Source organism: Arthrobacter sp. Y3224055 (assembly GCF_059090825.1).
Window position 1 is genome coordinate 44586 of sequence record NZ_JBNHGB010000002.1, and the last position, 24685, is coordinate 69270.

General features: G+C 63.7%; 21 protein-coding genes, 2 tRNA genes and 1 pseudogene. 17 read left to right on the forward strand and 7 right to left on the reverse strand.

Going from position 1 to position 24685, the window contains the following annotated elements:
* The first annotated feature begins 122 nt into the window (after positions 1–122).
* The 9 genes from obgE to AC5RTY_RS05535 all read left to right on the forward strand — a co-directional run bounded on the left by obgE (position 123) and on the right by AC5RTY_RS05535 (position 7502).
* Positions 123–1673, forward strand: coding sequence for a GTPase ObgE (gene obgE, locus AC5RTY_RS05495; protein WP_494102112.1), 1551 nt, complete (start codon positions 123–125; stop codon positions 1671–1673).
* Positions 1663–2796 carry a glutamate 5-kinase gene (gene proB / locus AC5RTY_RS05500; protein WP_494026068.1) on the forward strand — a complete coding sequence of 378 codons (1134 nt, stop codon included), beginning with the start codon at positions 1663–1665 and terminating at the stop codon, positions 2794–2796. Before obgE ends, proB begins: the two co-directional genes overlap by 11 nt.
* Before the next feature lie 82 nt (positions 2797–2878).
* Entirely contained in the window at positions 2879–4195 is a 1317-nt protein-coding gene (locus AC5RTY_RS05505; protein ID WP_494014092.1) for a glutamate-5-semialdehyde dehydrogenase, read from the forward strand.
* Positions 4196–4318: 123 nt separating this feature from the next.
* On the forward strand, positions 4319–4552 hold the full coding sequence (locus tag AC5RTY_RS05510) for a hypothetical protein (protein WP_493999865.1): 234 nt from the start codon (positions 4319–4321) through the stop codon (positions 4550–4552).
* Between the two features lie 45 nt (positions 4553–4597).
* Positions 4598–5242: a nicotinate-nucleotide adenylyltransferase gene (gene nadD, locus AC5RTY_RS05515; RefSeq protein ID WP_494001261.1), complete on the forward strand. Its 645-nt coding sequence runs from the start codon at positions 4598–4600 to the stop codon at positions 5240–5242.
* A 34-nt stretch (positions 5243–5276) separates the two neighbouring features.
* Entirely contained in the window at positions 5277–6716 is a 1440-nt protein-coding gene (locus tag AC5RTY_RS05520; RefSeq protein WP_494109296.1) for a hypothetical protein, read from the forward strand.
* 40 nt (positions 6717–6756) lie between these two features.
* Positions 6757–7143 (forward strand): ribosome silencing factor, encoded by a 387-nt coding sequence (gene rsfS / locus AC5RTY_RS05525; RefSeq protein WP_493999863.1) that lies wholly within the window; start codon positions 6757–6759, stop codon positions 7141–7143.
* 142 nt (positions 7144–7285) lie between these two features.
* A tRNA-Ala gene (locus AC5RTY_RS05530) sits at positions 7286–7358 on the forward strand.
* Between the two features lie 71 nt (positions 7359–7429).
* Positions 7430–7502, forward strand: a tRNA-Ala gene (locus AC5RTY_RS05535).
* A gap of 232 nt (positions 7503–7734) precedes the next feature.
* On the opposite strand, the gene AC5RTY_RS05540 is transcribed toward AC5RTY_RS05535, so the two are convergent.
* Positions 7735–8658 carry a LysR family transcriptional regulator gene (locus AC5RTY_RS05540; protein ID WP_493999862.1) on the reverse strand — a complete coding sequence of 308 codons (924 nt, stop codon included), beginning with the start codon at positions 8656–8658 and terminating at the stop codon, positions 7735–7737.
* Positions 8659–9288: 630 nt separating this feature from the next.
* On the opposite strand from AC5RTY_RS05540, the gene nrdH reads away from it, so the two are divergent.
* From nrdH to AC5RTY_RS05575, 7 genes are all read left to right on the forward strand, one after another.
* Positions 9289–9531, forward strand: a complete 243-nt coding sequence (nrdH, locus tag AC5RTY_RS05545) for a glutaredoxin-like protein NrdH (protein ID WP_127513743.1) — start codon at positions 9289–9291, stop codon at positions 9529–9531.
* 31 nt (positions 9532–9562) lie between these two features.
* Positions 9563–10045, forward strand: a complete 483-nt coding sequence (gene nrdI / locus AC5RTY_RS05550) for a class Ib ribonucleoside-diphosphate reductase assembly flavoprotein NrdI (RefSeq protein WP_494139185.1) — start codon at positions 9563–9565, stop codon at positions 10043–10045.
* Positions 10046–10062: 17 nt separating this feature from the next.
* Entirely contained in the window at positions 10063–12183 is a 2121-nt protein-coding gene (gene nrdE / locus AC5RTY_RS05555; RefSeq protein ID WP_494139341.1) for a class 1b ribonucleoside-diphosphate reductase subunit alpha, read from the forward strand.
* A 166-nt stretch (positions 12184–12349) separates the two neighbouring features.
* Positions 12350–13327: a class 1b ribonucleoside-diphosphate reductase subunit beta gene (nrdF, locus tag AC5RTY_RS05560; RefSeq protein WP_494073851.1), complete on the forward strand. Its 978-nt coding sequence runs from the start codon at positions 12350–12352 to the stop codon at positions 13325–13327.
* A gap of 441 nt (positions 13328–13768) precedes the next feature.
* The gene (locus AC5RTY_RS05565; RefSeq protein ID WP_494139186.1) at positions 13769–15265 is read left to right on the forward strand and encodes an SIR2 family protein; all 1497 of its coding nucleotides are present in this window, start codon (positions 13769–13771) and stop codon (positions 15263–15265) included.
* Positions 15266–15931: 666 nt separating this feature from the next.
* Complete coding sequence (locus AC5RTY_RS05570; protein WP_494139187.1) at positions 15932–17131, forward strand: DUF262 domain-containing protein; 1200 nt, start codon at positions 15932–15934, stop codon at positions 17129–17131.
* Between the two features lie 173 nt (positions 17132–17304).
* Positions 17305–18537: an AAA family ATPase gene (locus AC5RTY_RS05575; RefSeq protein WP_494139188.1), complete on the forward strand. Its 1233-nt coding sequence runs from the start codon at positions 17305–17307 to the stop codon at positions 18535–18537.
* Positions 18538–18756: 219 nt separating this feature from the next.
* Here the strand turns inward: AC5RTY_RS05575 and AC5RTY_RS05580 are convergent.
* The 4 genes and pseudogenes from AC5RTY_RS05580 to AC5RTY_RS05595 form a co-directional block, all read right to left on the reverse strand.
* Positions 18757–20183: pseudogene (locus AC5RTY_RS05580) on the reverse strand (NAD(P)-binding protein).
* Positions 20176–21153: a thioredoxin-disulfide reductase gene (trxB, locus tag AC5RTY_RS05585; protein ID WP_494139342.1), complete on the reverse strand. Its 978-nt coding sequence runs from the start codon at positions 21151–21153 to the stop codon at positions 20176–20178. The pseudogene AC5RTY_RS05580 and the gene trxB overlap by 8 nt, the downstream one beginning before the upstream one ends.
* 45 nt (positions 21154–21198) lie before the next feature.
* Positions 21199–21621 carry an arsenate reductase ArsC gene (locus AC5RTY_RS05590; RefSeq protein ID WP_494139189.1) on the reverse strand — a complete coding sequence of 141 codons (423 nt, stop codon included), beginning with the start codon at positions 21619–21621 and terminating at the stop codon, positions 21199–21201.
* A 158-nt stretch (positions 21622–21779) separates the two neighbouring features.
* The gene (locus AC5RTY_RS05595; RefSeq protein ID WP_493999857.1) at positions 21780–22454 is read right to left on the reverse strand and encodes an arsenate reductase/protein-tyrosine-phosphatase family protein; all 675 of its coding nucleotides are present in this window, start codon (positions 22452–22454) and stop codon (positions 21780–21782) included.
* A gap of 46 nt (positions 22455–22500) precedes the next feature.
* Here AC5RTY_RS05595 and AC5RTY_RS05600 point away from each other — a divergent pair, with 46 nt between their 5' ends.
* The gene (locus AC5RTY_RS05600) at positions 22501–23241 is read left to right on the forward strand and encodes an aquaporin (protein ID WP_494101537.1); all 741 of its coding nucleotides are present in this window, start codon (positions 22501–22503) and stop codon (positions 23239–23241) included.
* A gap of 171 nt (positions 23242–23412) precedes the next feature.
* On the opposite strand, the gene AC5RTY_RS05605 is transcribed toward AC5RTY_RS05600, so the two are convergent.
* Together AC5RTY_RS05605 and cmtR are read right to left on the reverse strand one after the other, a co-directional pair.
* Positions 23413–24084 carry a cation diffusion facilitator family transporter gene (locus AC5RTY_RS05605; protein WP_494101536.1) on the reverse strand — a complete coding sequence of 224 codons (672 nt, stop codon included), beginning with the start codon at positions 24082–24084 and terminating at the stop codon, positions 23413–23415.
* Entirely contained in the window at positions 24081–24434 is a 354-nt protein-coding gene (gene cmtR, locus AC5RTY_RS05610) for a Cd(II)/Pb(II)-sensing metalloregulatory transcriptional regulator CmtR (protein ID WP_494101535.1), read from the reverse strand. The genes AC5RTY_RS05605 and cmtR overlap by 4 nt, the downstream gene beginning before the upstream one ends.
* Positions 24435–24685 lie beyond the last annotated feature (251 nt).

Sequence of the window (24685 nt, forward strand, 5' to 3'; positions counted from 1 at the left end):
AAGCAGCTAACAGCTTTCCAGTGAGGCGGGCCGTCGGTCCGCCTCACTGGTGTTTTAACCAGACTAGAATCACTGGTGGGCCGTTTCGGTTCGCGCCCACCGGCACAGAGGAGATCGATCACGTGGCAACATTCGTTGACCGGGTAGTCCTGCATGTATCCGGCGGATCCGGTGGCCACGGTTGCGTCTCCGTCAAGCGCGAAAAGTTCAAGCCGCTGGGCGGGCCCGACGGCGGCAACGGCGGCAACGGCGGCGACGTGATCCTTCGCGTGGACCCCCAGACCACCACGCTGCTGGACTACCACCACGCCCCGCACCGGCACGCCACCAACGGCGGCCCGGGGATGGGGGACTGGCGCGGCGGCAAGAACGGCGCCACGCTGGTGCTGCCCGTCCCCGACGGCACCGTGGTCAAGACCAAGAACGGTGACGTTCTCGCCGACCTCGTGGGCGATGGCGCCGAGTTCGTCGCCGCCGCCGGCGGCCAGGGCGGGCTGGGCAACGCCGCGCTGGCATCGGCCAAGCGCAAGGCACCCGGATTCGCCTTGCTGGGCATTCCGGGCGACGAGCGGGACATCGTCCTGGAGCTGAAGTCCATCGCCGATGTGGCGCTGGTCGGCTTCCCGTCCGCGGGCAAATCGAGCCTGATCGCGGCCATGTCCGCCGCCCGCCCCAAGATCGCCGAGTACCCGTTCACCACGCTGGTGCCGAACCTGGGCGTGGTCCAGGCGGGCGATATCCGTTTCACCATTGCCGACGTGCCGGGCCTGATCGAGGGTGCCAGCGAAGGCAAGGGACTGGGCCACAACTTCCTGCGCCACGTGGAGCGCTGCGCCGCACTGGTGCATGTGCTGGACTGCGCGGCGCTGGAAGCCGACCGCAACCCCCTCTCCGACCTCGAGATCATCGAGCGGGAACTGGAACAGTACACCGTGGACATGAGCTACGCCGGCGCCGACGGGGACGTGGTCCCGCTGAACCAGCGGCCCAAGCTGGTGGTGCTGAACAAGGTGGACGTGCCCGACGGCCGCGACATGGCCGAATTCGTGCGCCCCGAACTGGAAAAGCGCGGCTACCAGGTGTTCGAAGTCTCCGCGGCCACCCACGAGGGGCTGCGCCAGCTCGGCTTTGCCATGGCCGGGATCGTCGCCGCCGCCCGCGCCGAAGCGAAGGCCGCCCCGCCGAAGGTGGCCCCCGCCGTCCTGCGCCCGCGCTCGGTGAACGAGCGGGGCTTCATCATCCGGCGCGAGGAAAAGAACCTGGAACCGCTGTTCCGGGTGCTCGGAGAGAAGCCGGAACGCTGGGTCAAGCAAACCGACTTCAACAACGACGAAGCCGTGGGCTACCTCTCCGACCGGCTGGCCAAGCTGGGCGTCGAGGACCAGCTGTTCAAGTCCGGCGCCCGCCCGGGCGACACGGTGGTGATCGGCGAAGACGACGCCGTGGTCTTCGACTGGGAGCCCACCATGTCCGCCGGCGCCGAACTGCTGTCCTCCCCCCGCGGCACGGACCTGCGCCTGATGGAGTACATCCGGCCCACCCGCGAAGAGAAGCGCGAGCAGTACCAGGAGCGGAAGGAAGCCAGGGCCGCCACCCGCGCCGAGCTCGAGGCCGAACGCAAGTCCGGCATCTGGACCGCAGAGGAAGACAGTGACGACGACGATGCGCGCTGAGCCGGCGACGGCGGCCGACCGGACCCTGCTGGCCACGGCCGGACGACTGGTGGTCAAGGTCGGCTCGTCGTCGCTGACCTCGGTGGCGGGAGGCATCTCCGAAGAGGCCTTGCTGTCCCTGGTGCAGGTGCTGGCCGCCCGCCGGAACGCCGGCAGCGAAGTCATCCTGGTGTCCTCGGGCGCCATCTCCGCCGGACTGGCCCCGCTGGGTCTGGTGCGCCGGCCGCGGGACCTGGCGACCCAGCAGGCCGCGGCCAGCGTGGGACAGGGCCTGCTGATGGCCCGCTACACCCAGGCCTTCGGCGCCCGCGGCATCACCGTCAGCCAGGTGCTCCTGACCGCCGAGGACCTGATGCGGCGCCAGCACTACGCCAACGCCTACCGCGCGCTGCACCGGTTGCTGCACCTCGGCGTCGTCCCCGTGGTAAACGAGAACGACACCGTAGCCACCCACGAAATCCGCTTCGGCGACAACGACCGGCTGGCCGCCCTGGTGGCCCACCTGGTCAAGGCCGACGCGCTGGTGCTGCTCTCGGACGTGGACGCGCTTTACGACGGCCCGCCCAAGGACGGCGCGCGGCGGATCCCGCTGGTGGCCCGGCCCCAGGACCTGGACGGCGTGAACATCGGCCGCACCGGCGCCGCGGGCGTGGGCACCGGCGGCATGGTCACCAAGGTGGAGGCCGCCGGGATCGCCGCCGGCTCGGGCATCCCGGCCTTGGTCACCTCCACGCCGAACGCGGCGCGGGCCCTGGCCGGCGAGGACGTGGGCACGTGGTTCGCGGCCAGCGGCACCCGCCGGCCCCCGCGGCTGCTCTGGCTGGCACATCTGGCCTCCGTGCAGGGCAGGCTAGTGCTGGACGACGGCGCCGTGCAGGCCGTGCGCGAGAAGCACCGGTCGCTGCTGCCGGCCGGCGTCGTCTCGGTCAAGGGCGACTTCGAACCGGGGGATCCGGTGGAGCTGGCCGACGGCGACGGCCGCGTGGTCGCCCGCGGCCTCGTCAACTTCTCCTCCTATGAGCTCCCGCGCATGCTGGGCCGCTCCACCCGGGAGCTGGCCGCGTCGCTCGGCCGGCAGTACGAGCGCGAAGTCATCCACGTGGACGACCTCGTCCTGCTCTGAACCACCGCGCCGGTCCGGGGCGGCAGCGTAACGTGACCTCCGTCGTCGTGCTGTGCCGCACCCACGGGCTAAAATCGAGGGTATGACCCAGACAGCCTCTTCCCAGTCCCCGGCCGACGAGCTCGAAGACGGCCGGAAACCGGACGCCGCGGCCGCCGTCGCGGCGATCGCCGGACGGTCCCGGACCGCGGCGCGCCGCATGGCCCGCGCCAATCGGGCCTGGAAGGACAAGGCGCTGCAGGAGATCGCCGACTCGCTGATCGCCCGGCGCGACCTGGTGCTGCAGGCCAACCGCCAGGACCTGGACGAGGGCAAGTCGAACGGCACCAGCGCCGCACTGCTGGACCGGCTGACCCTGGACACCAAGCGCATCGACGGCCTGGCCGCTGCCCTGCAGAACCTGGCCGCGCTGCCGGACCCGGTGGGGACCGTCATGCGCGGGCAGACGTTGCCGAACGGGCTGCGGCTGCGCCAGGTCCACGTCCCCATGGGCGTGGTCGCCGCCATTTACGAGGCGCGCCCGAACGTCACCGTCGACATTGCCGGCCTGGCCCTCAAGAGCGGCAACGCCGTGATCCTGCGCGGCGGCAGCGCGGCGCGTCACACCAATGTGGCGCTGCTGGGCATCATCCGCGACGCGCTGGACCGGGTGGGCTTGCCCTCCGACGCGGTGCAGAGCGTGGACGACTACGGCCGCGACGGCGCCACCGCGCTGATGCAGGCGCGCGGCCTCGTGGACGTGCTGATTCCGCGCGGCGGCCGCGAGCTGATCCAGTCCGTGGTGAACAACGCGAAGGTGCCGGTGATCGAGACCGGTGAGGGCAACGTCCACATCTACCTGGACGAATCGGCCGGTACGGAGATGGCCGTGGACATCCTGCTCAACGCCAAGACCCAGCGGCCGTCGGTCTGCAACACGGTCGAGACCCTGCTGGTGCACCGCGACGCGGCCGCCTCGGCCGACGTGCTCGCGGCGCTGGCCGGTGCCGGCGTGCGGCTGCATGTGGACCAGCGGGTGGCCGGCATCCTGCCGTCCGGCGTCGAGGCCCAGACCGCGACCGACGAGGACTGGGGCCGCGAGTACATGGACCTGGACCTGGCGGTGGCGATGGTGGACTCCGTTGACGATGCGGTCAAGCACATCCGCACCTGGACGACCGGCCACACCGAGGCCATCATCACCAACGACCTGCGCAACGCCGAGAAGTTCATCGCCGAGATCGACTCCGCGGCAGTGATCGTCAACGCCTCCACCCGGTTCACCGACGGCGGGGAGCTGGGCCTGGGCGCGGAGGTGGGCATCTCCACGCAGAAGATGCACGCCCGCGGGCCGATGGGGCTGCGCGAACTCACCACCACGAAGTGGATCGTCCAGGGCGACGGACAGGTCCGCGACTAGGCATGTGCCGGCCGGCCTGTCCCGGCCGAATCACGGTTCCGCGCCCGGAACGCGTACCATGAGTAGGAAGCCATATCCCGTCCGCCTGCGCGCGGCCGGGCTGAAGAACCGCAAGGGAGAATCATGCTGTCTCAGGTCCTCGACGCCGCACTCGTGGCCAGCGAAGCCGCCCACGTCGAACTACCGGTCCCCGCCTGGGCGATCGGCGCCGGTTTCATGGCCGCCTTCCTGATCATGATGTTCGCCACCATCGCGTTCACCAGCGTCGGACAGCGCCACTCGGCGGTCGAGGAGCACGTTGACCCGCACCGCCAGCATCCGAATAAGCACGATCACGGCCAGGCCGCGCGCCGCTAGCCGTTCGTGTCCGCGCTGCCCGTCAAAGCCCCGCACGCCGGAGACCTGCACCTCACTTACCCGGGGCGCAAGCTCCGGCTGGGCGTCATGGGCGGAACGTTTGACCCGATCCACCACGGGCACCTCGTGGCGGCCAGCGAAGTGGCGTCGGTCTTCGGCCTGGACGAGGTGGTCTTCGTGCCCACCGGCCAGCCCTGGCAGAAGAGCGGACGCGAGGTCAGTCCGGCCGAGCACCGCTACCTGATGACGGTGATCGCGACCGCATCGAATCCGCAGTTCACGGTGAGCCGGGTGGACATTGAACGCCCGGGTCTGACCTATACCATCGACACGCTGCGGGACCTGCGCGCGAGGCGTCCCGACGCGGAACTGTTCTTCATCACCGGCGCGGACGCGCTGGCGCAGATCATGTCCTGGAAGGACATTGACGAGCTGTGGTCGTTGGCGCACTTCGTCGGAGTGACCCGGCCGGGCCACGAGCTGCACGATTTGGGCCGCAAGGATGTGAGCCTTCTGGAGGTTCCGGCGATGGCCATTTCCTCCACGGACTGCCGGGAGCGCGTGGCCGAGAACCAGCCTGTCTGGTACTTGGTGCCGGACGGCGTAGTACAGTACATAGCCAAGTATGGTCTCTACCGGCGCGCGCCGGACGGCGCCGTCGCCCTGAGCCAACTGCAACCAAGCCAATGAAATCAGTCGTTTACTTCTGGGTGATCAGCAAAGCATGAGCAATCAATCCCAGCCGCCGCCCAGCCGCCGGGACATCCGGCGGCAGCGCGACGGCGCCGGTACGGGTCCGGAGAACGCCTCCGGGGACGTCTCCCAGGCACCGGATGCCCAGGCAGCTGCCACGGGCGATGGCGGGGGAGAAGTTGCCCAGGCGCCGTCCGGCGACAGCCGGACGGAGTCCCGCGAACGCCAGGGCGAGCGGTCTTCGCAGACCCGCGCCCGCGAGCGTGAGGCCCGCCGTGCGCTCAAGACCCTGACCGAGGCGCTGCCCAAGATCCCGGCGCCCGAGCAGGAACAGATTCCCACCCGGCGCCAGCTGCGCCAACAGCAATTGGAGCGCGAGAACCGCCTCCCCACATCCGGCGCCCCGACCGGGGACCCCAACGGCCCCGCCGCCCCGGCGGGCAGCCGCGCGCGCACGTCGGGCGCTCCGGCCGGCGCGCGGGGCCGGACATCCGATGCCCCGGACGCCCCGGCAGACGCGCGCGCCCGGACCTCGGACGCCCCGGCGGATGTCCCGTATGAGCCGCAGCGACCGCCGATCGAGGGCGGGCGGCGGGCCCGGCGCAGCGGGGACACCGGCCGGCCTCCGGTCCAGTCTCCGGCCGCCGCGCCGGACAAGCCCCTCTCGGAGGCCGCGCGCGAGGCCGTCGACGCCGGCGAGATGACCGTTGAGCAGGCGCTGGCCGCCCGCGATCTGCTGATGGGCCAGGCCAAGAACATGGTGGCCATGATGGAATCCCGGCAGGAGCAGGACCCGCACGACGTGGACCTGGAACTGCTGGCCCAGCAAAAGGCCCTCGCCGAGCGTGCCGCCGTCCTGAACCGCAGGGCCGCGGACAAGAAGCGGCTCAGCGACGAAAACGAACAGCGCCGGCACACGGCCATGGAGCGGCCGGCGGCTGACATTGCCTCCGCACCGATGGAATTCGTGGCCGTCCCGGGGACCGACCGGCACGTGCTCCGGCCGTCGTCGACATCCTACGTTCCGGTGGTGACGACGCCGGCTCCGGACCAAGCACCGTCTGCTCCGGCGCAGGCCACGCCCGGCCGGCAGCAGGTTCCCGCCCGCCGGAAGCCGGCACCCGAAACGGTCAAGCCGCAACCGCCTGCGGCGACGCAGGCTGTGCCGGCAGGATCAGGGAAACCGGCGGGGCAGGACCGGAAACCGGTTCCGACGCCGGTGGACACGGCCGCGTCGGCACCGCCGCGATCGAAGATCCTGGCCCAGGCCGAAGCGCTGGCCGAAGGGCGCGGTGCCACCATCCATCCGCTCAAGGCCAGCAGCGCCTACGGGCTGGACCCCCTCGACGCCCGGACGGCAGGGCTCGACCGGGTCCGCCGGGTGAGGCTCGCAGTCGGTGGTGCGCTGGTGCTCGGCGCCGCTGCGTTCGCGGCGGGCATCGCCATGATGCTCGGTATTTTTGGCGGCTAACGCCGCCGCTCAATCGCTGGTTCACATTCCAAGGAGACACATGACCGCACCCGAGAGCTCAATCGCCATCGCGCGCACTGCCGCGAAGGCAGCCAGCGACAAAATCGCCGAAGACATCGTCGCGATCGACGTTAGCGAGCGGCTGGCTATCACCGACGTGTTCCTCATCGCCTCGGCACCCACCGAGCGGCAGGTCAACGCCATCGTCGACGGCATCGAAGAGGAGCTGCACAAGCAGGACCTGCGACCGGTCCGCCGCGAAGGCCGGTCCGAGGGGCGCTGGGTGCTGCTCGACTACGCAGGCGTGGTCATCCACGTCCAGCATCAGGAAGACCGCGTCTTCTATGCCCTGGAGCGTCTGTGGAAGGATTGCCCGTTCATCGACTTGCAGCTGGACGCGAAGGCCGCATCGACGGACACGGAGTAGCCGGGGCGGATGGGTACTGCTGGCCGGAACCGATCCTCCGCCGGCCGCCCGGAACCATCCGCTGATTTGGAATCCGTGCGAGTCTCTGCATAGAATATTCAAGTTGCTTCGAAGGAAGCGGCGCGGAATCCGCGAGGATAACGGGGCTGTGGCGCAGCTGGTAGCGCACCTGCATGGCATGCAGGGGGTCAGGGGTTCGAGTCCCCTCAGCTCCACTCCGTGAAGCACCATCGGTGATATTCACGCAGCGGAATATATTGCCGTTTTGGCGAATCATTCCATTCCAGGGGCTGTGGCGCAGCTGGTAGCGCACCTGCATGGCATGCAGGGGGTCAGGGGTTCGAGTCCCCTCAGCTCCACCCAGCAGCGAAGGTCCGGTGCAAACAAACTGTTTGCACCGGACCTTTTCGTATCCGCCAAGCGCCACAACTCCTTCAACCCCCCCCGGTACTTCAAGGCGAAAGCGCTGTGCCCCTGCCTTTTCGCTGCGGATCTGCGCACAGATTCAGCTGTGGGCGAACGCGCCGTTGCTCAGGTTGGGAAAGAAACAACCTGTGGCGGGGACCGGCGGCGCCTGCCCTGGCGAAGCCCTCAGGTGCGCCTGGTCGTGATGCTCATGTCGCGCAGGATCACCGACAGTTGATCCATGAACAGGCCGAGCTGGGCGTTCTGCCGGTCGTTGATCAGCAGCGCAAAGATATTCCGTGCCAGCCGGATTTCCGGGACGTCCAGCACCACGATGCCGTCGGGCCCGTTGTGCATCGCGAGCTCCGGAACCAGCGCGGCGCCCAGACCCGCGGCGGCCATGGCGAGGCTGGCGTTGAAGTCGTCGCAGTAGGCGACCACCCGCGGGTGGAGGTTGCAGCTGGCGAAGAGGCGCTCGATCACGGTGGCGTCCGCCGTGCCGGGATGGTGCATGATCCAGGGCATCTCCGCCAACTGGGAGGCCGTCACCGAAGCCCCGGGCCGAATCCCCCATGATTCGGGCAGTACCACCCTGAAATTGTCGTCGCCGATCCATTGCCGGCTCACCGTGTTGGGCCAGGCCAGCCCGCCCTGGCCGACCTGGAACACCAGGGCGACGTCGAGTCCGCCGCCGGCCCGCAACCCTTGGATCGTCTGGCCCGGCTCGGCGACGGATACCTTGAGGTTGATCCCCAGGCCCGGCCATCCGGGGGCCTGCAGCAACCGGGGGAGTACGTAGGTGGCCAGGCTGGGAAAGATCCCGAGCCTGACCTCCTGCGTGCTGGTGTCCTGGCTGCGGGCGGTGGCAGCCAGCAGCGCATCGATGTCCGTGAGGACCTTGGCCGCGTGCCGGGACATCACCATCGCCGTTTCGGTCGGCTGCACGCTGCGCGCCGAGCGCTCGAACAGCTTGGCGCCCGTCTCGCGCTCCAGCGCGGACATCTGCTGCGAAACGGCCGAGGCCGTATAGCCCAGGTTGGCCGCGGCCGCGGCAAACGACCCGCGCCGGGTCACTTCGAGCAAGGTGCGCAGGTGCACCGTGTTGACCATCAGCCCTCCTGTGGCTCATTCACCCTCGCGCTAAGCCTACCTTGGGCTCTGCGAGAGCCGCGGGCCGCACTTGGAGGAATGCCGCGGGCCGCCACAGCGTTGTGTTAAGGGTGCAGCAAGCACGCGAGGGGGAGTGGTTCGAACCCCGGACGTGCTGCCCAGGCAGTCACGGGGTGAAGGCCGCCCGACCACGAAGCATGGAGCCGCCCGAATCGTCCTGCCGATTGTCCGAGGCGGCCGCTAAGGTCCCGAGTACGGGAGCGGCAGCAGAAAAAACGACGGCCGGGGACCACAACATCTAGTGGTGCCGGCACTAGGGGCGACACGCCGACGAAACGGCGACACGAGACTTTCCGAAGTTGTGGGCAGCCCATCCACAGGCTGTGGATGGCGCCCTGGAAAGGCCGGAATATCAACTGTTTAACCCCCGAAAATATTCCCATGGGCTGTGGACGAAGGTGGGCACGGAATGACATACTTGTAATACATCATCTTGGGGTTCCAAACGGCCGAGTCCACTAGATGTAGTATTGGAACCGCTGGCGGGCAGCGAGCGCGGGTTCTTCTCAGGGACAGCCGCACAGCCAGAAAACAGCAGAACGCCGTACCGAGAATTAGGGGAGAAGGACCATGACTGTAACGGTTTACACCAAGCCAGCATGCGTGCAGTGCAATGCCACGTACCGGGCTCTGGACAAGAAGGGCATCGCCTACCAGAGCGTTGACCTGTCCCAGGATCCGGAAGCGCTGGAGCGTGTCCGTTCCCTTGGTTACATGCAGGCGCCCGTCGTCGTCACCGAGCAGGACCACTGGTCCGGATTCCGCCCGGACAAGATCGAGGAGCTGGCCCAGGCCGCTGCCTCGGTAGCCTGAGCGGTTTCGTTCGGAACCAGAACCAAACGCCATGACCGAGCTGCTGATGAGTGAGGCCGCCAGGCGTGAGGCGGGTCCGGCAACCGGCGGGACCGCCGAGACGGACCTGATCTATTTCTCCTCCGCCTCCGGCTACACCGACCGCTTCATGCAGAAGCTGGGGCTGCCGGCGGCCCGGATCCCGCTGCGCACCCAGCAGGAGACGCTGCAGGCGCTCCGGCCGTTCGTCCTGGTACTGCCGACGTACGGCGGCGAATCCGGCCGGAACTCGATTCCGCCACAGGTCATCAAATTCCTCAACCGCGAGGAGAACCGGCGCCTGCTCCGCGGAGTGATCGGCTCCGGCAACACGAACTTCGGCACAACGTACTGCCTGGCGGCGGAGAAGATCGCCGCAAAGTGCCAGGTGCCGCTTCTCTATCGATTCGAACTCATGGGCACGTCCGAGGACGTCGACCGGGTCAAGCAAGGATTGGAACACTTTTGGAAACGACAGTTGCACCCGCAGCCGTAGCCGATGCCAAGGCAGAATTGCCGGCGGCATTTAAGGGACTGGGCTACCACGAACTCAATGCCATGCTCAACCTTTACGGTCCGGACGGGAAGATCCAGTTCGAGGCCGACCGCGAAGCTGCCCGCCAGTACTTCCTGCAGCACGTTAACAACAACACCGTGTTCTTCCATGACCTGGAAGAAAAACTCGACTACCTGATCAAGAACGACTACTACGAGCGCGAGACGCTCGACCAGTACACGATGAACTTTGTCCGGTCGCTCTACGACCGGGCCTACAAGAAAAAGTTCCGCTTCGAGACTTTCCTGGGCGCGTTCAAGTTCTACACGTCCTACACGCTCAAGACGTTCGACGGCAAGCGTTTCCTGGAGCGCTACGAAGACCGTGTCTGCATGGTGGCCCTGCACCTGGCCAGGGGCGACGAGGAACTGGCGAACCGCCTGGTCGACGAGATCATCGACGGCCGCTTCCAGCCGGCCACGCCCACGTTCCTGAACGCGGGCAAGAAGCAGCGCGGCGAGCTGGTCTCCTGCTTCCTGCTGCGCATCGAAGACAACATGGAGTCGATCGCCCGCGGCATCAACTCCGCCCTGCAGCTGTCCAAGCGCGGCGGCGGCGTCGCGCTGTCGCTGACCAACATCCGCGAGCACGGCGCGCCGATCAAGCAGATCGAGAACCAGTCCTCCGGCGTCATCCCGGTCATGAAGCTGCTCGAAGACAGCTTCTCCTACGCCAACCAGCTCGGCGCCCGCCAGGGTGCGGGCGCGGTGTACCTGCATGCCCACCACCCGGACATCTACCGCTTCCTGGACACCAAGCGCGAGAACGCCGACGAGAAGATCCGGATTAAGACGCTCTCGCTGGGCGTTGTCGTCCCGGACATCACGTTCGAGCTGGCGAAAAAGAACGAGGACATGTACCTGTTCTCCCCGTACGACGTCGAACGCGTCTACGGGGTGCCGTTCTCGGACATCTCCGTCTCGGAGAAGTACTACGAGATGGTCGACGACAGCCGGATCAAGAAGACCAAGATCAGCGCCCGCGAGTTCTTCCAGACGCTGGCCGAGATCCAGTTCGAATCGGGCTACCCGTACATCATGTTCGAGGACACGGTGAACCGCGCCAACCCGATCCACGGCAAGATCATCATGTCCAACCTCTGCTCGGAGATCCTGCAGGTTTCCTCGCCGTCGCTGTACAACGAGGACCTCACCTACGCCGAGATCGGCAAGGACATTTCCTGCAACCTCGGCTCGATGAACATCGCCAAGACGATGGACTCGCCGGACTTCGGCACCTCCATCGAGACCGCGATCCGCGCGCTCACCGCGGTGTCGGACATGTCCTACATCAACTCGGTGCCCTCGATCGCCGAAGGCAACCTGCAGTCGCACGCCATCGGCCTGGGCCAGATGAACCTGCACGGCTACCTGGCCCGCGAGCGGGTCCATTACGGTTCCGAGGAAGGCCTGGACTTCACCAACATCTACTTCTACACGGTGCTGTTCCACGCGCTGCGTGCCTCGAACAAGCTCGCGATCGAGCACCGCCAGACCTTCGGCGGCTTCGAGCAGTCCAAGTACGCCTCGGGCGAGTTCTTCGACAAGTACACCGAGCAGGAATGGGTACCGCAGACCGACCGGGTCAAGGAGCTCTTCGCCCACGTGGAGATCCCCACCCAGGCCGACTGGCGGGAGCTGAAGGCCTCCGTCATGGAGCACGGGATCTACAACCAGAACCTGCAGGCCGTCCCGCCCACCGGTTCGATCTCCTACATCAACAACTCCACGTCCTCGATCCACCCGGTGGCCTCCAAGATCGAGATCCGCAAGGAAGGCAAGCTGGGCCGCGTGTACTACCCGGCGCCGTACCTGACCAACGACAACCTGGAGTACTACCAGGACGCCTACGAAATCGGCTACGAGAAGATCATCGACACCTACGCCGCGGCCACCCAGCACGTGGACCAGGGCCTGTCGCTGACGCTGTTCTTCAAGGACACCGCCACCACCCGCGACATCAACAAGGCGCAGATCTACGCCTGGCGCAAGGGCATCAAGACCATCTACTACATCCGGCTCCGCCAGCTCGCGCTGGAGGGGACCGAGGTAGAGGGCTGCGTCAGCTGCATGCTGTAGCAGACCCGGACAACTGAAAAGTACGACGGCGGGTGCCCGCCCGCCGTCGTACGGGCACCGACGGGAAGCCGGACATCCGGCCACCACCTGCTGGCCCAGCCGGCCGCACCGCGGCCGGCATTCGGGCACTATGGAACAAGACAGACTTTGGGAAGAAGGGGACGCGATGACAGCCGAGAAGGTCAAGCTTCTGCACCACGTGGAAGCGATCAACTGGAACCGGATCGAGGACGAGAAGGACGTTGAGGTCTGGAACCGGCTCTGCAACAACTTCTGGCTGCCCGAAAAGGTCCCGCTGTCCAATGATGTGCAGTCCTGGGGCACGTTGACCGAAGACGAAAAGCTGCTCACCATGCGCGTCTTCACCGGCCTGACCCTGCTGGACACGCTCCAGGGAACAGTCGGCGCCGTCAGCCTGATCCCGGATGCGCTGACTCCGCACGAGGAAGCCGTCTACACGAACATCGCGTTCATGGAATCGGTGCACGCCAAGAGTTACTCCTCGATCTTCTCCACCTTGTGCTCCACCAAGGAGATCGACGAGGCGTTCCGGTGGTCCACCGAGAACGAGAACCTGCAGAAGAAGGCCCGGATCATCGAGGGCTACTACTACGGCGATGACCCGCTCAAGCGCAAGGTCGCCTCCACGCTGCTGGAGTCCTTCCTGTTCTACTCCGGCTTCTACCTGCCGATGTACTGGTCCTCACGGGCCAAGCTGACGAACACCGCGGACCTGATTCGGCTCATCATCCGTGACGAGGCGGTGCACGGTTACTACATCGGCTACAAGTTCCAGAAGGGCGTCGAGGGGGAGTCCGAGGCGCGCAAGCAGGAGCTGAAGGACTACACCTTCGAGCTGCTCTACGAGCTGTACGAGAACGAGGTGCAGTACACCCACGACCTCTACGACGCCGTCGGCCTGTCCGAGGACGTCAAAAAGTTCCTGAACTACAACGCCAACAAGGCGCTGATGAACCTGGGCTACGAGGCCATGTTCCCGTCCACCGTGACCGACGTAAACCCGGCCATCCTCTCCGCCCTGAGCCCCAACGCGGACGAGAACCACGACTTCTTCTCCGGCTCCGGCTCCTCCTACGTGATCGGCAAGGCCGTCAACACCGAAGACGAAGACTGGGACTTCTAGTTCAATCGTGAGATGCAGGCCTAGTTGGAAGAACCGCACCCTAGTCCCAGGGTTGCTGGAAGTTTTCCAACTAGGTCTGCAACCTGGGCAGATGCGAGGCCTGATGATGGTGACGGTTCTCTGTATAGCTGTCGGACCCGTCTGAGCACCTCGAAAAGCACGACGTCCACTGCAGGCCAGCCAATCCCGACTGTCCGTTGACAAGTCCTAGGCACGACTCGATCCCTAGGTCGCAAAGTCTCGCGTCGGCGCGGGTGAGGCTGAACTGCACTTGCTTATACGCGTGGCCATCGCGTCCGCCCACAAGGTTAAGCACTGCTGGCGACCGACTTAAAACCGGGCTCGCTGCCGAGTCCGCCGCCATAGGCGCCAACCTGCCCTGACGGGAGTCTACCTGTCCGTCGGCTAGTAATTTCCTCTCGCCCTGACGGAAGGCTCTTTATGCCCGCTTCACTCCGCACGCCCCGGCCCGTCTACATCCTCGGCGCAGGGTTCTCCAAGGCCATCCACAAAGCCATGCCTATCACCAACGCGCTGGGCGATGAACTTCAGCGACGATTGGCGGGGCAAGTGACCATCGACCTGCGCGCCCGGCAGACGTTCGAGGCTTGGTTGACGGCGATGCTTGACCCTATGCCGTTCCTTAGCCAAGCTGAAGTGCTGGCCCGCAGGTCGGCCGCTGCAGTGGTGACCCAGACGATCGCGGACATTCTGGATGAGGCCCAAGCCAAGGCCATCGCCGATCCTGCGCCGGATTGGCTGCTTCAGTTGGTCCGCCTGTGGCACGCCGAGCGCGCAGTCGTCATCACGTTCAACTACGACTGCCTAGTAGAGCGCGCCATCAACACTGCCCTCATCCCGGTCGGATACTCGAGGGAGTCACCAGAGGTGCTCCGAGGTATGGATGTAGTGAGCCCCGCGCCTCCTCGTCAAGAAAACCTCTATTTGGGCGACGGGAACTCGAATTTGGCGTTCGAATCGATGACCCTCGTGAAACTCCACGGATCGTTGAACTGGTACCGGGCTGACGGTGATGGGTTCGGGTCTACTCTGTTCCAGACCTTCGACTACGGGAAGTTCAACGGCGAGACACCCAACATGCCGCGAGGAAATCCGGAGTTTATCGCGCACATGGACCGCTTCGTCATCCCGCCTGTCTCAGAGAAGTCACAGCATTACGGAGCGTACGTGGTGCCGACGCTGTGGAAAACCGCACGGGATGCAATGTCCGTTGCCACGCGCGTGACCTTTATGGGCTATTCACTGCCGCCAGAGGACCGAGTCTCGGTGGAATTGATGACCTACTGCCCGAAGGGGGTGAAAACGATTGTCGTCGACCGCACTAAGTTCGATCCAGAATGCCCTGATGCTTTGCCCAACCGTCTCAAGGCACTTGGACTGAACGTCGTCAGCGAGATTTTCGGGGATGACGCCATCGCGCGGGCGGTGACGCGGCTGATGATGGCGACCCAGATCCAAATGTCGGGAGGTATCTCCAACGACGCGCCCGCACCCTCGTACGACTGCTACGTGACCTGGGTGGACGCTTCGGAACTCGAGAACGGCCCGTCATACGGGTTCCACCTGCTCACGTCCGACGACGTGGACCCCACCGTGCTCCATGCGGTGCCTGTCCGGGGTCAGGGCATCTTGTCAGACCGGGCGAGATTTCAAACGAACTTGGAGGAGGATTTCAGGGAGCGCGGCTTGAATCCCGGCGAGCTGGTCACCGAATCTGCATTCCGTAGGCTCGTCAACAAGCGCATCGGCATTCGCATCAACCCGAGCAACGGATCAATTTGGCGCACCGTCGTCGGGTTCCAGCATGTTGTAAGCACCCATGCAGAGGCAGGGGAGGTCATTTCTCTCCACACGATGGAGGGCGACTTCCCGCGTCCGAACCCCGATGGCTTGGGACTGGCCTTGCCGTCCGCTTAGGACCGGGAGGGAACGGGTCGCCTCTTGCACGAGATGAACGCGGACCCGAGGGGTTGAACCCTAGTCTCAGTACATAAATTGGGAATTTCAAGAAGGGACTGCGGCAGGTTCATCTTGTAGTATCTGCAAGTCCCTGCAGGTAATCCGCGTATCCCGCCTGTGGTTGCGCGGGGAGGTATGACGGTGCCCGATCTCGCGCCGGGCCAGTCCATGCTGAAAGGCACGGGTTCATCCTTCACCGGTTGCTAAAATTCTTAGGTGATCACCGGTGAAATCAAGTCCAAGTCGACAAAGTATGGAACGCCTGCAGGACAGTCGGGATCTCCAACCCGCTGGAGGACGATTCCAACCCTTGACGATCGTGCTGGAATAGGATCGGTAGCGAAATAACCCATATCATGACTGGATTTCTCGGGATGTGTAGGAAGTCCCACATAAGACTGGGTTAGATGAGCGTATAGGAATAAGAGGCGTGCTCGGGACACTCATAAATCACACGCTGGCTTACATTGGCTCAGTCACGATCTAGCGCAAAAGCTACGCGCGGTGCCTGGAGCAGCCATTGGAAACAGTCTCACCCGGCGGGCCAGAAAGTAACCCAGGGGATCGCGGCGGCGGCCGACGGATGCCCGAGGCAGAAGCTAGTAGCATAAGGAACACTATGCTTTGTATCACGTCGAAGCACATTCAACAGTTGAGGAACAGATGAAGCTAGAGCCATGGGAACCTGATCTTCGTACCATCAGAGACAGAGTCCGCGAAAAAGAGCTCGACCTTCAGCCGGATTTTCAACGGGGTAAGGTGTGGCCCGTGTCGAAACAGCAGAAACTGATCGACACGGTTCTTCGCGGCTGGGCCGTTCCAGCTGTTCATCTGCTCGTACTCAAGGACCACACTCTGGCTGTTCTTGATGGGCAACAGCGTCTTAATGCCATGATTGATTTCCTCGATGACGCATATAAAGTCAAATTGTTCGATCCGAACGATGAGTCGCTGGCTCACCTTGCGGGACTCAGGTTTAGTGAGCTTCCGCTCGAGACTCAGCGGATGATCTATAGCTACAAAGTATCCTCATACCGCCTATACGAGTATGAACCAGAAGAGCCGTATGAGTTGTTCTTCCGGTTGAATCTGCCGACTGGATTGACTCAGGCCGAGAAGCGTAATGCGCTTGTGGGGGGAGCCCGAGAACAAGTAAAAGATTTGTTGAGCGTGGCCCTTCGATCGGGCTGGTCCAAGGAAACGCTAGGCTTTGAGAACTCCAGGCTCGCCTATGACGATGCGATTGCGAAAATGTGTGAGTATGTCGAGTTGGGAACGGTTCGAGTTCCAATGAATACTCAGGTCATGGAGTCGCGCTATAGGTCCGTTCACGGGTTCTCCAATGAAACGATGCATGTAGTTTCTAAGGTAGTTTCCCATATAGGTGGCTTACGAGCGCGTACAGCGAGTTATGATTTTCGCTTAAATAAGGCGACCCTGCTTACGTGGGCACTAGCGTTAGCCCGGCAGGAAATAAACGAGAACCTCCGTGGGCTCGATGTCGATGCAGCGTTCTTCGCGTTAGAATCGGCGAGGACGAGTCTTAGAAAGCCCGAGTCACGGGACAAGGGCTCGTTCGGTCACTGGAATGTGTATGCATCGGTTTACTCAGACCGAGCAAGTCTACGCGTTTCCGATGTGCTCTCAGTGATAGCGCGCGACCTCTGCCTGTGGCGAGCCGTCTTGGGACTGCAGCCAGGGGCTCGGCAGTTGGAGAGCACGCTAAAGGAGTTGCTACAACTCGAGAATTCCATCGAGGAATTCGATGAAGCTGATGTTCTAAACTATCTCGAGATGTGCAAGGACTGGGGCGTCATAAAGTGAAACGCCAAGCACTTCAAGACATATGGAACCGCGTTCAACCTGACCGATGGCAGGTCCCGCGTGTAAATACGGTACTCCCGCATTCCTTGTCCGGCTTCACTGGGACGCCCGCAGAGCTCAGCGGTGGGATCTCAGTTTTGTGTGGATCAAATAGTAGTGGAAAGACCCGTCTTTTGGCTGCCCTGACAACCGCTTTAAGAGAAACTGATTCCTCGGTTATTGCAGTGGACTCAGTTGGAATTGAACCATCAAAGGTCGAGTTTCTAGACACTTCATGGCAGTTACAACGGCAGATTCTTTCAGTCGCAGGTGACGCAACCCTCACTGATAGATTGGCTCAGGCTGGCCCTCTAAGGGCAAAGCAATCCGACGTGAAGTTGCTGAACTATGTCCTTGCTGACGACATTTCAGAAATTAAAATTTATGAACTCGATGCCACTGATTCCTCGCCATTGATTGAAAATACAGCAGGTTCTCACCCAACTGCTCTTCTCTCCCGGGAGTTCAGGGAAGACGTTGTCCCCTACTTCGAGGTTACCGCACGGGGGGCGACCCGCGGGAGCCTGCAGCTTAGCCAGGGTGAACTTAGTGTGCTTACGCTGTATTGGACACTACTTCGTGCCGAGAAGGGCGGCCTTCTAGTGATGGACGAGCCGGACGCCTTCTTGTCTCCGCAGTCTGGCCGTCGGGTATTTGACCTTATCGCGCATTACGCGAGCGAGCGCAAGTGCCCCTGCGTCATCACTTCTCATTCATATCTCGCTCTATCGACAATTCCCGTCGATCACATACTTGTTCTACGCACTGATCTCCAGCGAGAAACGACCGTCGAGGCCGGCAGTAGGGACTTACTTTGGAAAACGCTTAAGGTTGGCCCGACCAGGAGAATCGTTTTCGCAGTCGAAGACGAGGCTGGACGACAATGGCTTCATGCCTTATTTAGACTGCTAGATTTCAGCCATACAGAAGTGTCGGCGATATGGAACGTCCAAGGTGATGATAAGGTACGGCGTATTGCCCTTTTGCCACCGAGTAAGGATGCCGACGTTGCTTTCTGGGGAGTTCTCGACGGGGATCAGCGAGGACACAAAGATAATGCAGGGCAATTCCTTGTTCTCCCGGGCGACAAGAGCCCGGAGGGCGTGATCCTAAACGTTTTGCGCAGTGGCGAGGAGCGCGTGTTGCCGGAGACGGTTACCCAAGCAAGGATCGAGGAAATCCTAGCGGACCACTTGGGGGAGGATCCCCACGAACAAGTCATAGCAGTGGCAAATAAACTAGGCTTCGAACTCCCTAGTTTCCGTGAACAGATCTGGACTCGGTGGCTGATGAACACAGAGGAGGGCCGAAGTGCACTTGAACAGTTCAAGGTTGAACTTTCGGCGGTGAAAGTCCTTGGGGCCTGACGAGTTGCGTGTATCGGTGCGTGACGCCTAGGAGTAAACATGCAGACGTGATTTGAGGACGGTTGAGGAACTAACTGGAGGCTCATTTCCTCGATGGTGGACGGTGCCTTGCCGCGTGGATCGCAAATGCTGCAAATACCATTGGGCCCTGGGAGCAGCCAACGGAGATTGCATGAGCAGCATCCCACCGAAAGGGTTTAGGCTGACTCATCCAAACCTTCATCGGGTTCTTTGGGCAGCTACCGCCGCCGCACCGGAGCGTCCATGCGCCAGCCCAGTTGGAATGCCAAGGAACGCCGGCTCGGAAGCTGCGCAGCAGGCATCGCCAGGTGCGGCGGCCGCTGCCGTTGTGTCACAGCTGCCGCCGAGGTCGGTGGAGCAGACGCCGGTTTCCGGTAGGACGAGTTCGACGTTGTCGGCTGCCTCCTGATCGACTGCGAGGGCAGCCGCGATGGAGCGGACCTGTTCGTACCCGGTGGCCATCAGGAAGGTCGGCGCGCGGCCGTAGGACTTCATGCCGGCGATGTAGAAGTCTTTCTCCGGGTGGGACAGGAGCTTGGCGCCGTGGGGTTCGACGGTGCCGCAGCTGTGAAATTCGGGATCGATGAGCGGGCCGAGCTCCCGCGGCGCTTCCACCGCAGGGTCCAAATCCAGCCGGACTTCGCGCAGCATGTCCAGGTCCGGGCGGAACCCGGTGGCCGGCACCAGCAGATCCACGTCCAGCTGTGCCTGTCCGTCAGGGGTTGTTCCGAGGACGGCCAGGGTGTCGGCGCTCTTGAAGCCGGTGATCGTGAACGAGGTGTGCAGCTCGATGGCTTTTTCCTCGACCAAGGCGCGCAGGCGGGAACCGAGCGCTCCGCGGGCGGGCAGGCCGTCGAGGTCGCCCCCACCGTAGAGGCTGGCGGCCGAGTTGCGGCGGATGGCCCAGCTGATCCGGGTTCCGGGTTGCTGGGCGGCCAGCTCGCCCAGCGACAGGAGGGTGTTGGCGGCTGAGTGTCCGCCGCCGACGACCAGGACGTGTTTGCCGGCGTAGCGGGTCCGGTCGCGTCCGGTGACATCGGGCAGCGGGTCTGCGATGTTACCCGCCGCGCGGGCTTCAACCTCCCCTTCGGCTGGGAGCCCGGCCCGCCCGAGCGGGTTCGGGGTGTTCCAGGTTCCGGAAGCATCGATGACCGCGCGGACACGATGATCGGTGCTGGTGCCTCCGGCGTCTTCCACCCGGACCAGGAACGGGGTGGTCTCCCGGCCGCGGGATTGGGTCTTGTCCATGCCTTCACGGCTAACAGCGGTGACCCGGCTGGAGGTCCGCAGGGCGCCGGCGATCGCGGGGACCGCTGCCAGCGGATTAAGGTACTGCTCGATGAGTTCTGCGCCGGTGGGCAGCGCCTCAGGGTCAGGTTCCCGCCAACCGGTTCCGGCAAGCAGCCGGCGTGCGGCGGCGTCGATGTTGTAGCGCCACGGTGAGAAGAGCCGGATGTGTCCCCACGCGTCGATTGCCGCGGCAGGCGTGTCGCCTGCTTCGAAGATGACCGGCTTTAGCCCTCGTGCAGCAGGTGGGCGGCTGCCGCCAGCCCGACCGGGCCGGCGCCGATGACGGCGACGGGAAGCTGCCTGGTCTCGGTCTGGGTGGCGGTGTCCTTAAGCATGGGTGCTCTCCTCGACGAGTGCGGTGGCAATGCTGTCGCTATCTTCGAGTGCTGCGAGGTAGCGTTCGGCGTCCAGGGCTGCCGAGCAGCCGGTGCCGGCGGCGGTGATGGCCTGCCGGTACCGGTGGTCCACGGCGTCACCGCAGGCGAAGACGCCTGGGAGGTTCGTGCAGGTGGTGGGTGCGTCGCCCTTGATGTAGCCCTCGTCGTCGAGGTCGATCTGTCCCTTGACCAGGTCGGTGCGGGGCAGGTGTCCGATGGCCACGAAGATCCCGGTCGCAACCGATTCGCGCGTGGTTCCGGTGACGGTGTCGGTCAGGGTCACGCCGGTGACTTTGCCATCGCCGTGGATCGCGGTAACCGCGCTGTTGTATTCGAAGCGGATCTTTTCGTTGTCCTTCGCGCGATGGGCCATGATCTTCGATGCGCGGAGGGCGTCGCGGCGCACGACGACGGTGACGGACTTGCCGAAGCGCGTGAGGAAGAGGGCTTCTTCCATGGCGGAGTCGCCGCCGCCGACCACAACGATGTCTTGTTCGCGGAAGAAGAACCCGTCGCACGTAGCGCACCAGGAAAGGGCGTGTCCGGAGAACTTCTTTTCTTCCGGTAGGCCCAGTTCCTTGTAGGCGGATCCGGTGGCCAGGATGACAGCAGGCGACTCGTGGGTCTGACCGTCCCCGGTGGTCACTCGCTTGAGGTGGCCCTTGAGAACAACTTCAGTGACGTCGTCGAAGACTATGCGCGCGCCGAACTTTTCAGCCTGTTTCTGTAGCCCTTCCATGAGTTCGGGTCCCTGGATGCCGCCCGGGAAGCCGGGGAAGTTTTCTACCTCCGTTGTGTTCATCAACGCTCCGCCGGCAGTGACGGACCCTGCCACGACCAAGGGGTTCAGTCCCGCGCGGGCGGCGTAGATCGCGGCGGTGTAACCTGCCGGGCCGGACCCGATGACGATCAGCTGTTCAGTGTGGATGTCGGTGCTCACGAAAGTCTCCCCTGATGCTCTAAGTCGGTTGGTCTAATTGGTGGCAGGGATCAGGGATTCGATCAATCCCTCGATGCGGGTCTTGATCTCGTCGCGGATGGGGCGGACAGCGTCCACACCCTGCCCGGCCGGGTCATCCAGGACCCAGTCCTCATAGCGCTTGCCGGGGAAATAGGGGCATTCGTCGCCGCAGCCCATGGTGATCACGACGTCCGACTCCTTGACGGCCTCGGTGGTGAGGACCTTCGGGATCTCGGCGGACATGTCGATGCCGAGTTCGGCCATGGCCTCCACTGCGGCCGGGTTGACCTTGTCAGCGGGCTGGGAGCCGGCCGAGCGGACTTCGATGGCGCCTTCGGAGAAGGTGGTCAGGAATGCCGCCGCCATCTGCGAACGCCCTGCGTTGTGGACGCAGACGAAGAGGACGGAAGGCTTTTTGATGGTACCGGTGCTCACGGGTTTCTCCAGTGGTTCGAACGGTGGTGGTTTTGCTTGGGTGTACAGCCGCTCCATCGCTGCACCGACTCCGCATTGATGCCTGTCGATGTGAGCAGCATCCGGCCCCCATATTGATGATTGTCGATATTTGCAATGCGCTTGTTCTGCCCGGCTGGTCAGGCGGCGCGCAGGCGTGGCGCGAGATCGCTGATGCGGTTGGAGATGTCGAGGAAGGCGTGTTCGAAAGCGTCGTTGGTGTTCGATCGGACGGGGTCCGGAACAGACCAGTGAATTCCTTCCAGGCTCGGCAGTTCCTCGTGTGCGTTGTCGCACACGGTGACGATAAAGTCGTCGCTGGTTGCAACGTCAGTCAGTTGGCGCGGACTTGCGTTCCCGAGATTGACGCCGTGACGTTGCGCGATATCGATGGCCCCCTGGGCGACGCGGTCTGCCGGCTGCGTGCCCGCCGACGTCGCCGGAATTTTACTCACGCGCCGCCATAGGGCAGTCGCCAGCTGAGACCGTGCGCTGTTGCGCGTGCAGACGAAGAGGACGCGGCGCACGCCGTGTTCACGCCGGGGCGACAGCCCCTCCAGCGCCCCGGAGGTGAGTCTGATGTAGCTGCGCCGCTTATCCGCCTCCGAGCGGCGGCGGGTCGCGAGGCCGGCAGCTTCCAAGGTGCGCAGGTGGTGGGACAGCAGGTTGGAGGGGATGCCGAGCTCCGCCTGAAGCTCCGTCGGTGAGTAGTCTCCGAGCGTCAGCAGATCGACAATCCGCAGGCGGGCAGGGTCTGCGAGGGCGGCATGTTTTGCAACTCGCGCCTGAAAGTCCCCGTTTAGCTCAATAGTCATTGATTCAATTTTGACTGAGTTAATTTATTCGGTCAAGCTGGATCTCATGACTTCACACCTGCCGCCCTTGTGGCGCCGCGCTGTCGCCGAGCTGCTTGGTACGGCACTGCTTGTTTGCATCGTCGTCGGCTCGGGCATTGCCGCGCAGCAACTTTCCCCGAACGATGTGGGACTGCAGCTGCTGCAGAACAGCACCGCCACGGTGCTGGGCCTCACGGTTCTGATCCTCATGTTTGGACCGGTCAGCGGCGCCCACTTCAATCCCATGGTGTCGCTCGCGGACTGGCTTCTGGGCAGGCGCAGCCGCACCGGCTTGACCCTCGCGGAATTGGGCACGTATCTGGTGGCGCAGATGGTCGGTGGGATCGGCGGCAGCGTACTCGCCAACGCCATGTTTGAAGTGGGTACGACCGTCTCGACCAAGGATCGAGCAACTGCGGGAACGCTGCTGGGCGAGGTGGTTGCGACGGCCGGGCTCATTCTGCTGATCTTCTCCCTGGCTGCCACTCGAAGGGGTATCCTCGCGGCTCCCGCTGTAGGTGCGTACATTGGCGCGGCGTACTGGTTCACGTCCTCGACGTCTTTCGCCAACCCTGCGGTGACGGTCGGCCGCATCTTCAGTGACACGTTTGCCGGCATCGCTCCGAGCTCCGTCCCCGGTTTCGTGCTGGCGCAGATCATCGGTGCGGCAGTGGGCGTCGGCCTCCTCATGCTCCTCTTCCCTGCGGCCTCGCGTATGGCGGACGACGTCGTTGTCCCGCACCCCTCGCGAAAGGGCGGATCCTGACCGCAAGGGCATGGGTTTCGTTCCCCGCCGGAATCTGGCAGGCGGGGCCCAGGTGTTGATGGCCCCCCCCCCCCCCGCCAGCGGGGACGTTCCTGGGTGCCCACGTGGCGAAGGAAACGGCCACCATTTTCAAGGCCCTGTCTGACCTGAGCCGACTGCGCCTGCTCTCTGTCACTCACGGTCTTCTTGGCCGCCGTCGTCGTGGAGTTCTTCGAGGACCTCGAACGGTGACTCGACATCTCCCGTCCAGGCCTCGATGCCTTCGCGGACGGCAAGGGCGGCAACCACCAGAGCCGCGATCGAATCTGCCCAGGCCCACCCGAACAAGGTGTTCAGAATTAGACCAATCAGTACAGTCCCGGACAAGTAGATGCAGAGCAACAATTGTTTGGCATCTGCCTGAACGCTCTTCGAGTTCAACTCACGCCCGGTCCGGAACTCGAACCACGCGAGCACGGGCATCACGATGAGACTCAGTGAAGCGATACCGATGCCGAGGGGGCTGTGCTCGACCTTTTCAATGCCCGAGAGAGCCAGTACCGCGTCTATGGTGACGTAGGCCGCTAAGGCGAAAAAGGCAATGCCGATTGCGCGGACAGTCACTTTCTCCCAACGTTCGGGGTCTTTGCGTGTGAACTGCCAGGCGACGGCTGCCGCGGAGAGAACCTCAATGATGGAATCGAGGCCGAAGCCGATGAGCGCCGCAGACGAAGCCATGGAGCCGGCCCAGATCGAGACAATCGCTTCGATCACGTTGTACGTGATGGTGGAAGCGACAATGAGTCGCACACGGCGGTGCAGTACAAAACGCCGCTCGGCAGAGAGCGCAGTTGGTGCTGTCATCGGGACCCCTCGCAGCACCCGGGCAATGGGCATGCCGGGTCGGCGCAGGGGTTGTTTTCGTCCACCATCAGTGTCACTTCGACGAGGGCCTGTAGAGCGTTCGCCAGATGGGGGTCGGCGATCTCGTACCGGGTTTGCCGACCTTCAGGTTCGGCAATGACGATGCCGCAATCACGAAGGCACGTCAGGTGATTGGAAACATTCGACCGCGTCAAGTTCAGGCTGCGCGCGAGGACGGCTGGGTAGCTTGGCTCCTTGAGCAGGGTCATGAGGATGGATGCTCGGCTTGGATCGGCCATGGCCCGCCCTAGGCGATTCATGACATCCAGCCTCGAAGTTATAGTCAGCATGCACTGACTATACAGTTGTTGCTGAACTATCCCACAACCAAAAGGGGTGCCCCTGCTCGGATGGGCAATAACTGGAAGAGAATCTGGTGCGGGAAATAACCTTAATTCGGGCATCGACATCGCTTCCGCCCCTAATACTCACCTTTGGATGTGACGTTATCGCCTGCCTCCTGATATCCCATTCGCAACTGGGAGAAACGGTGCATTTCTTTTTGCTCGGTTTTATACACCCTTAATGAGAGAGGGTAGTG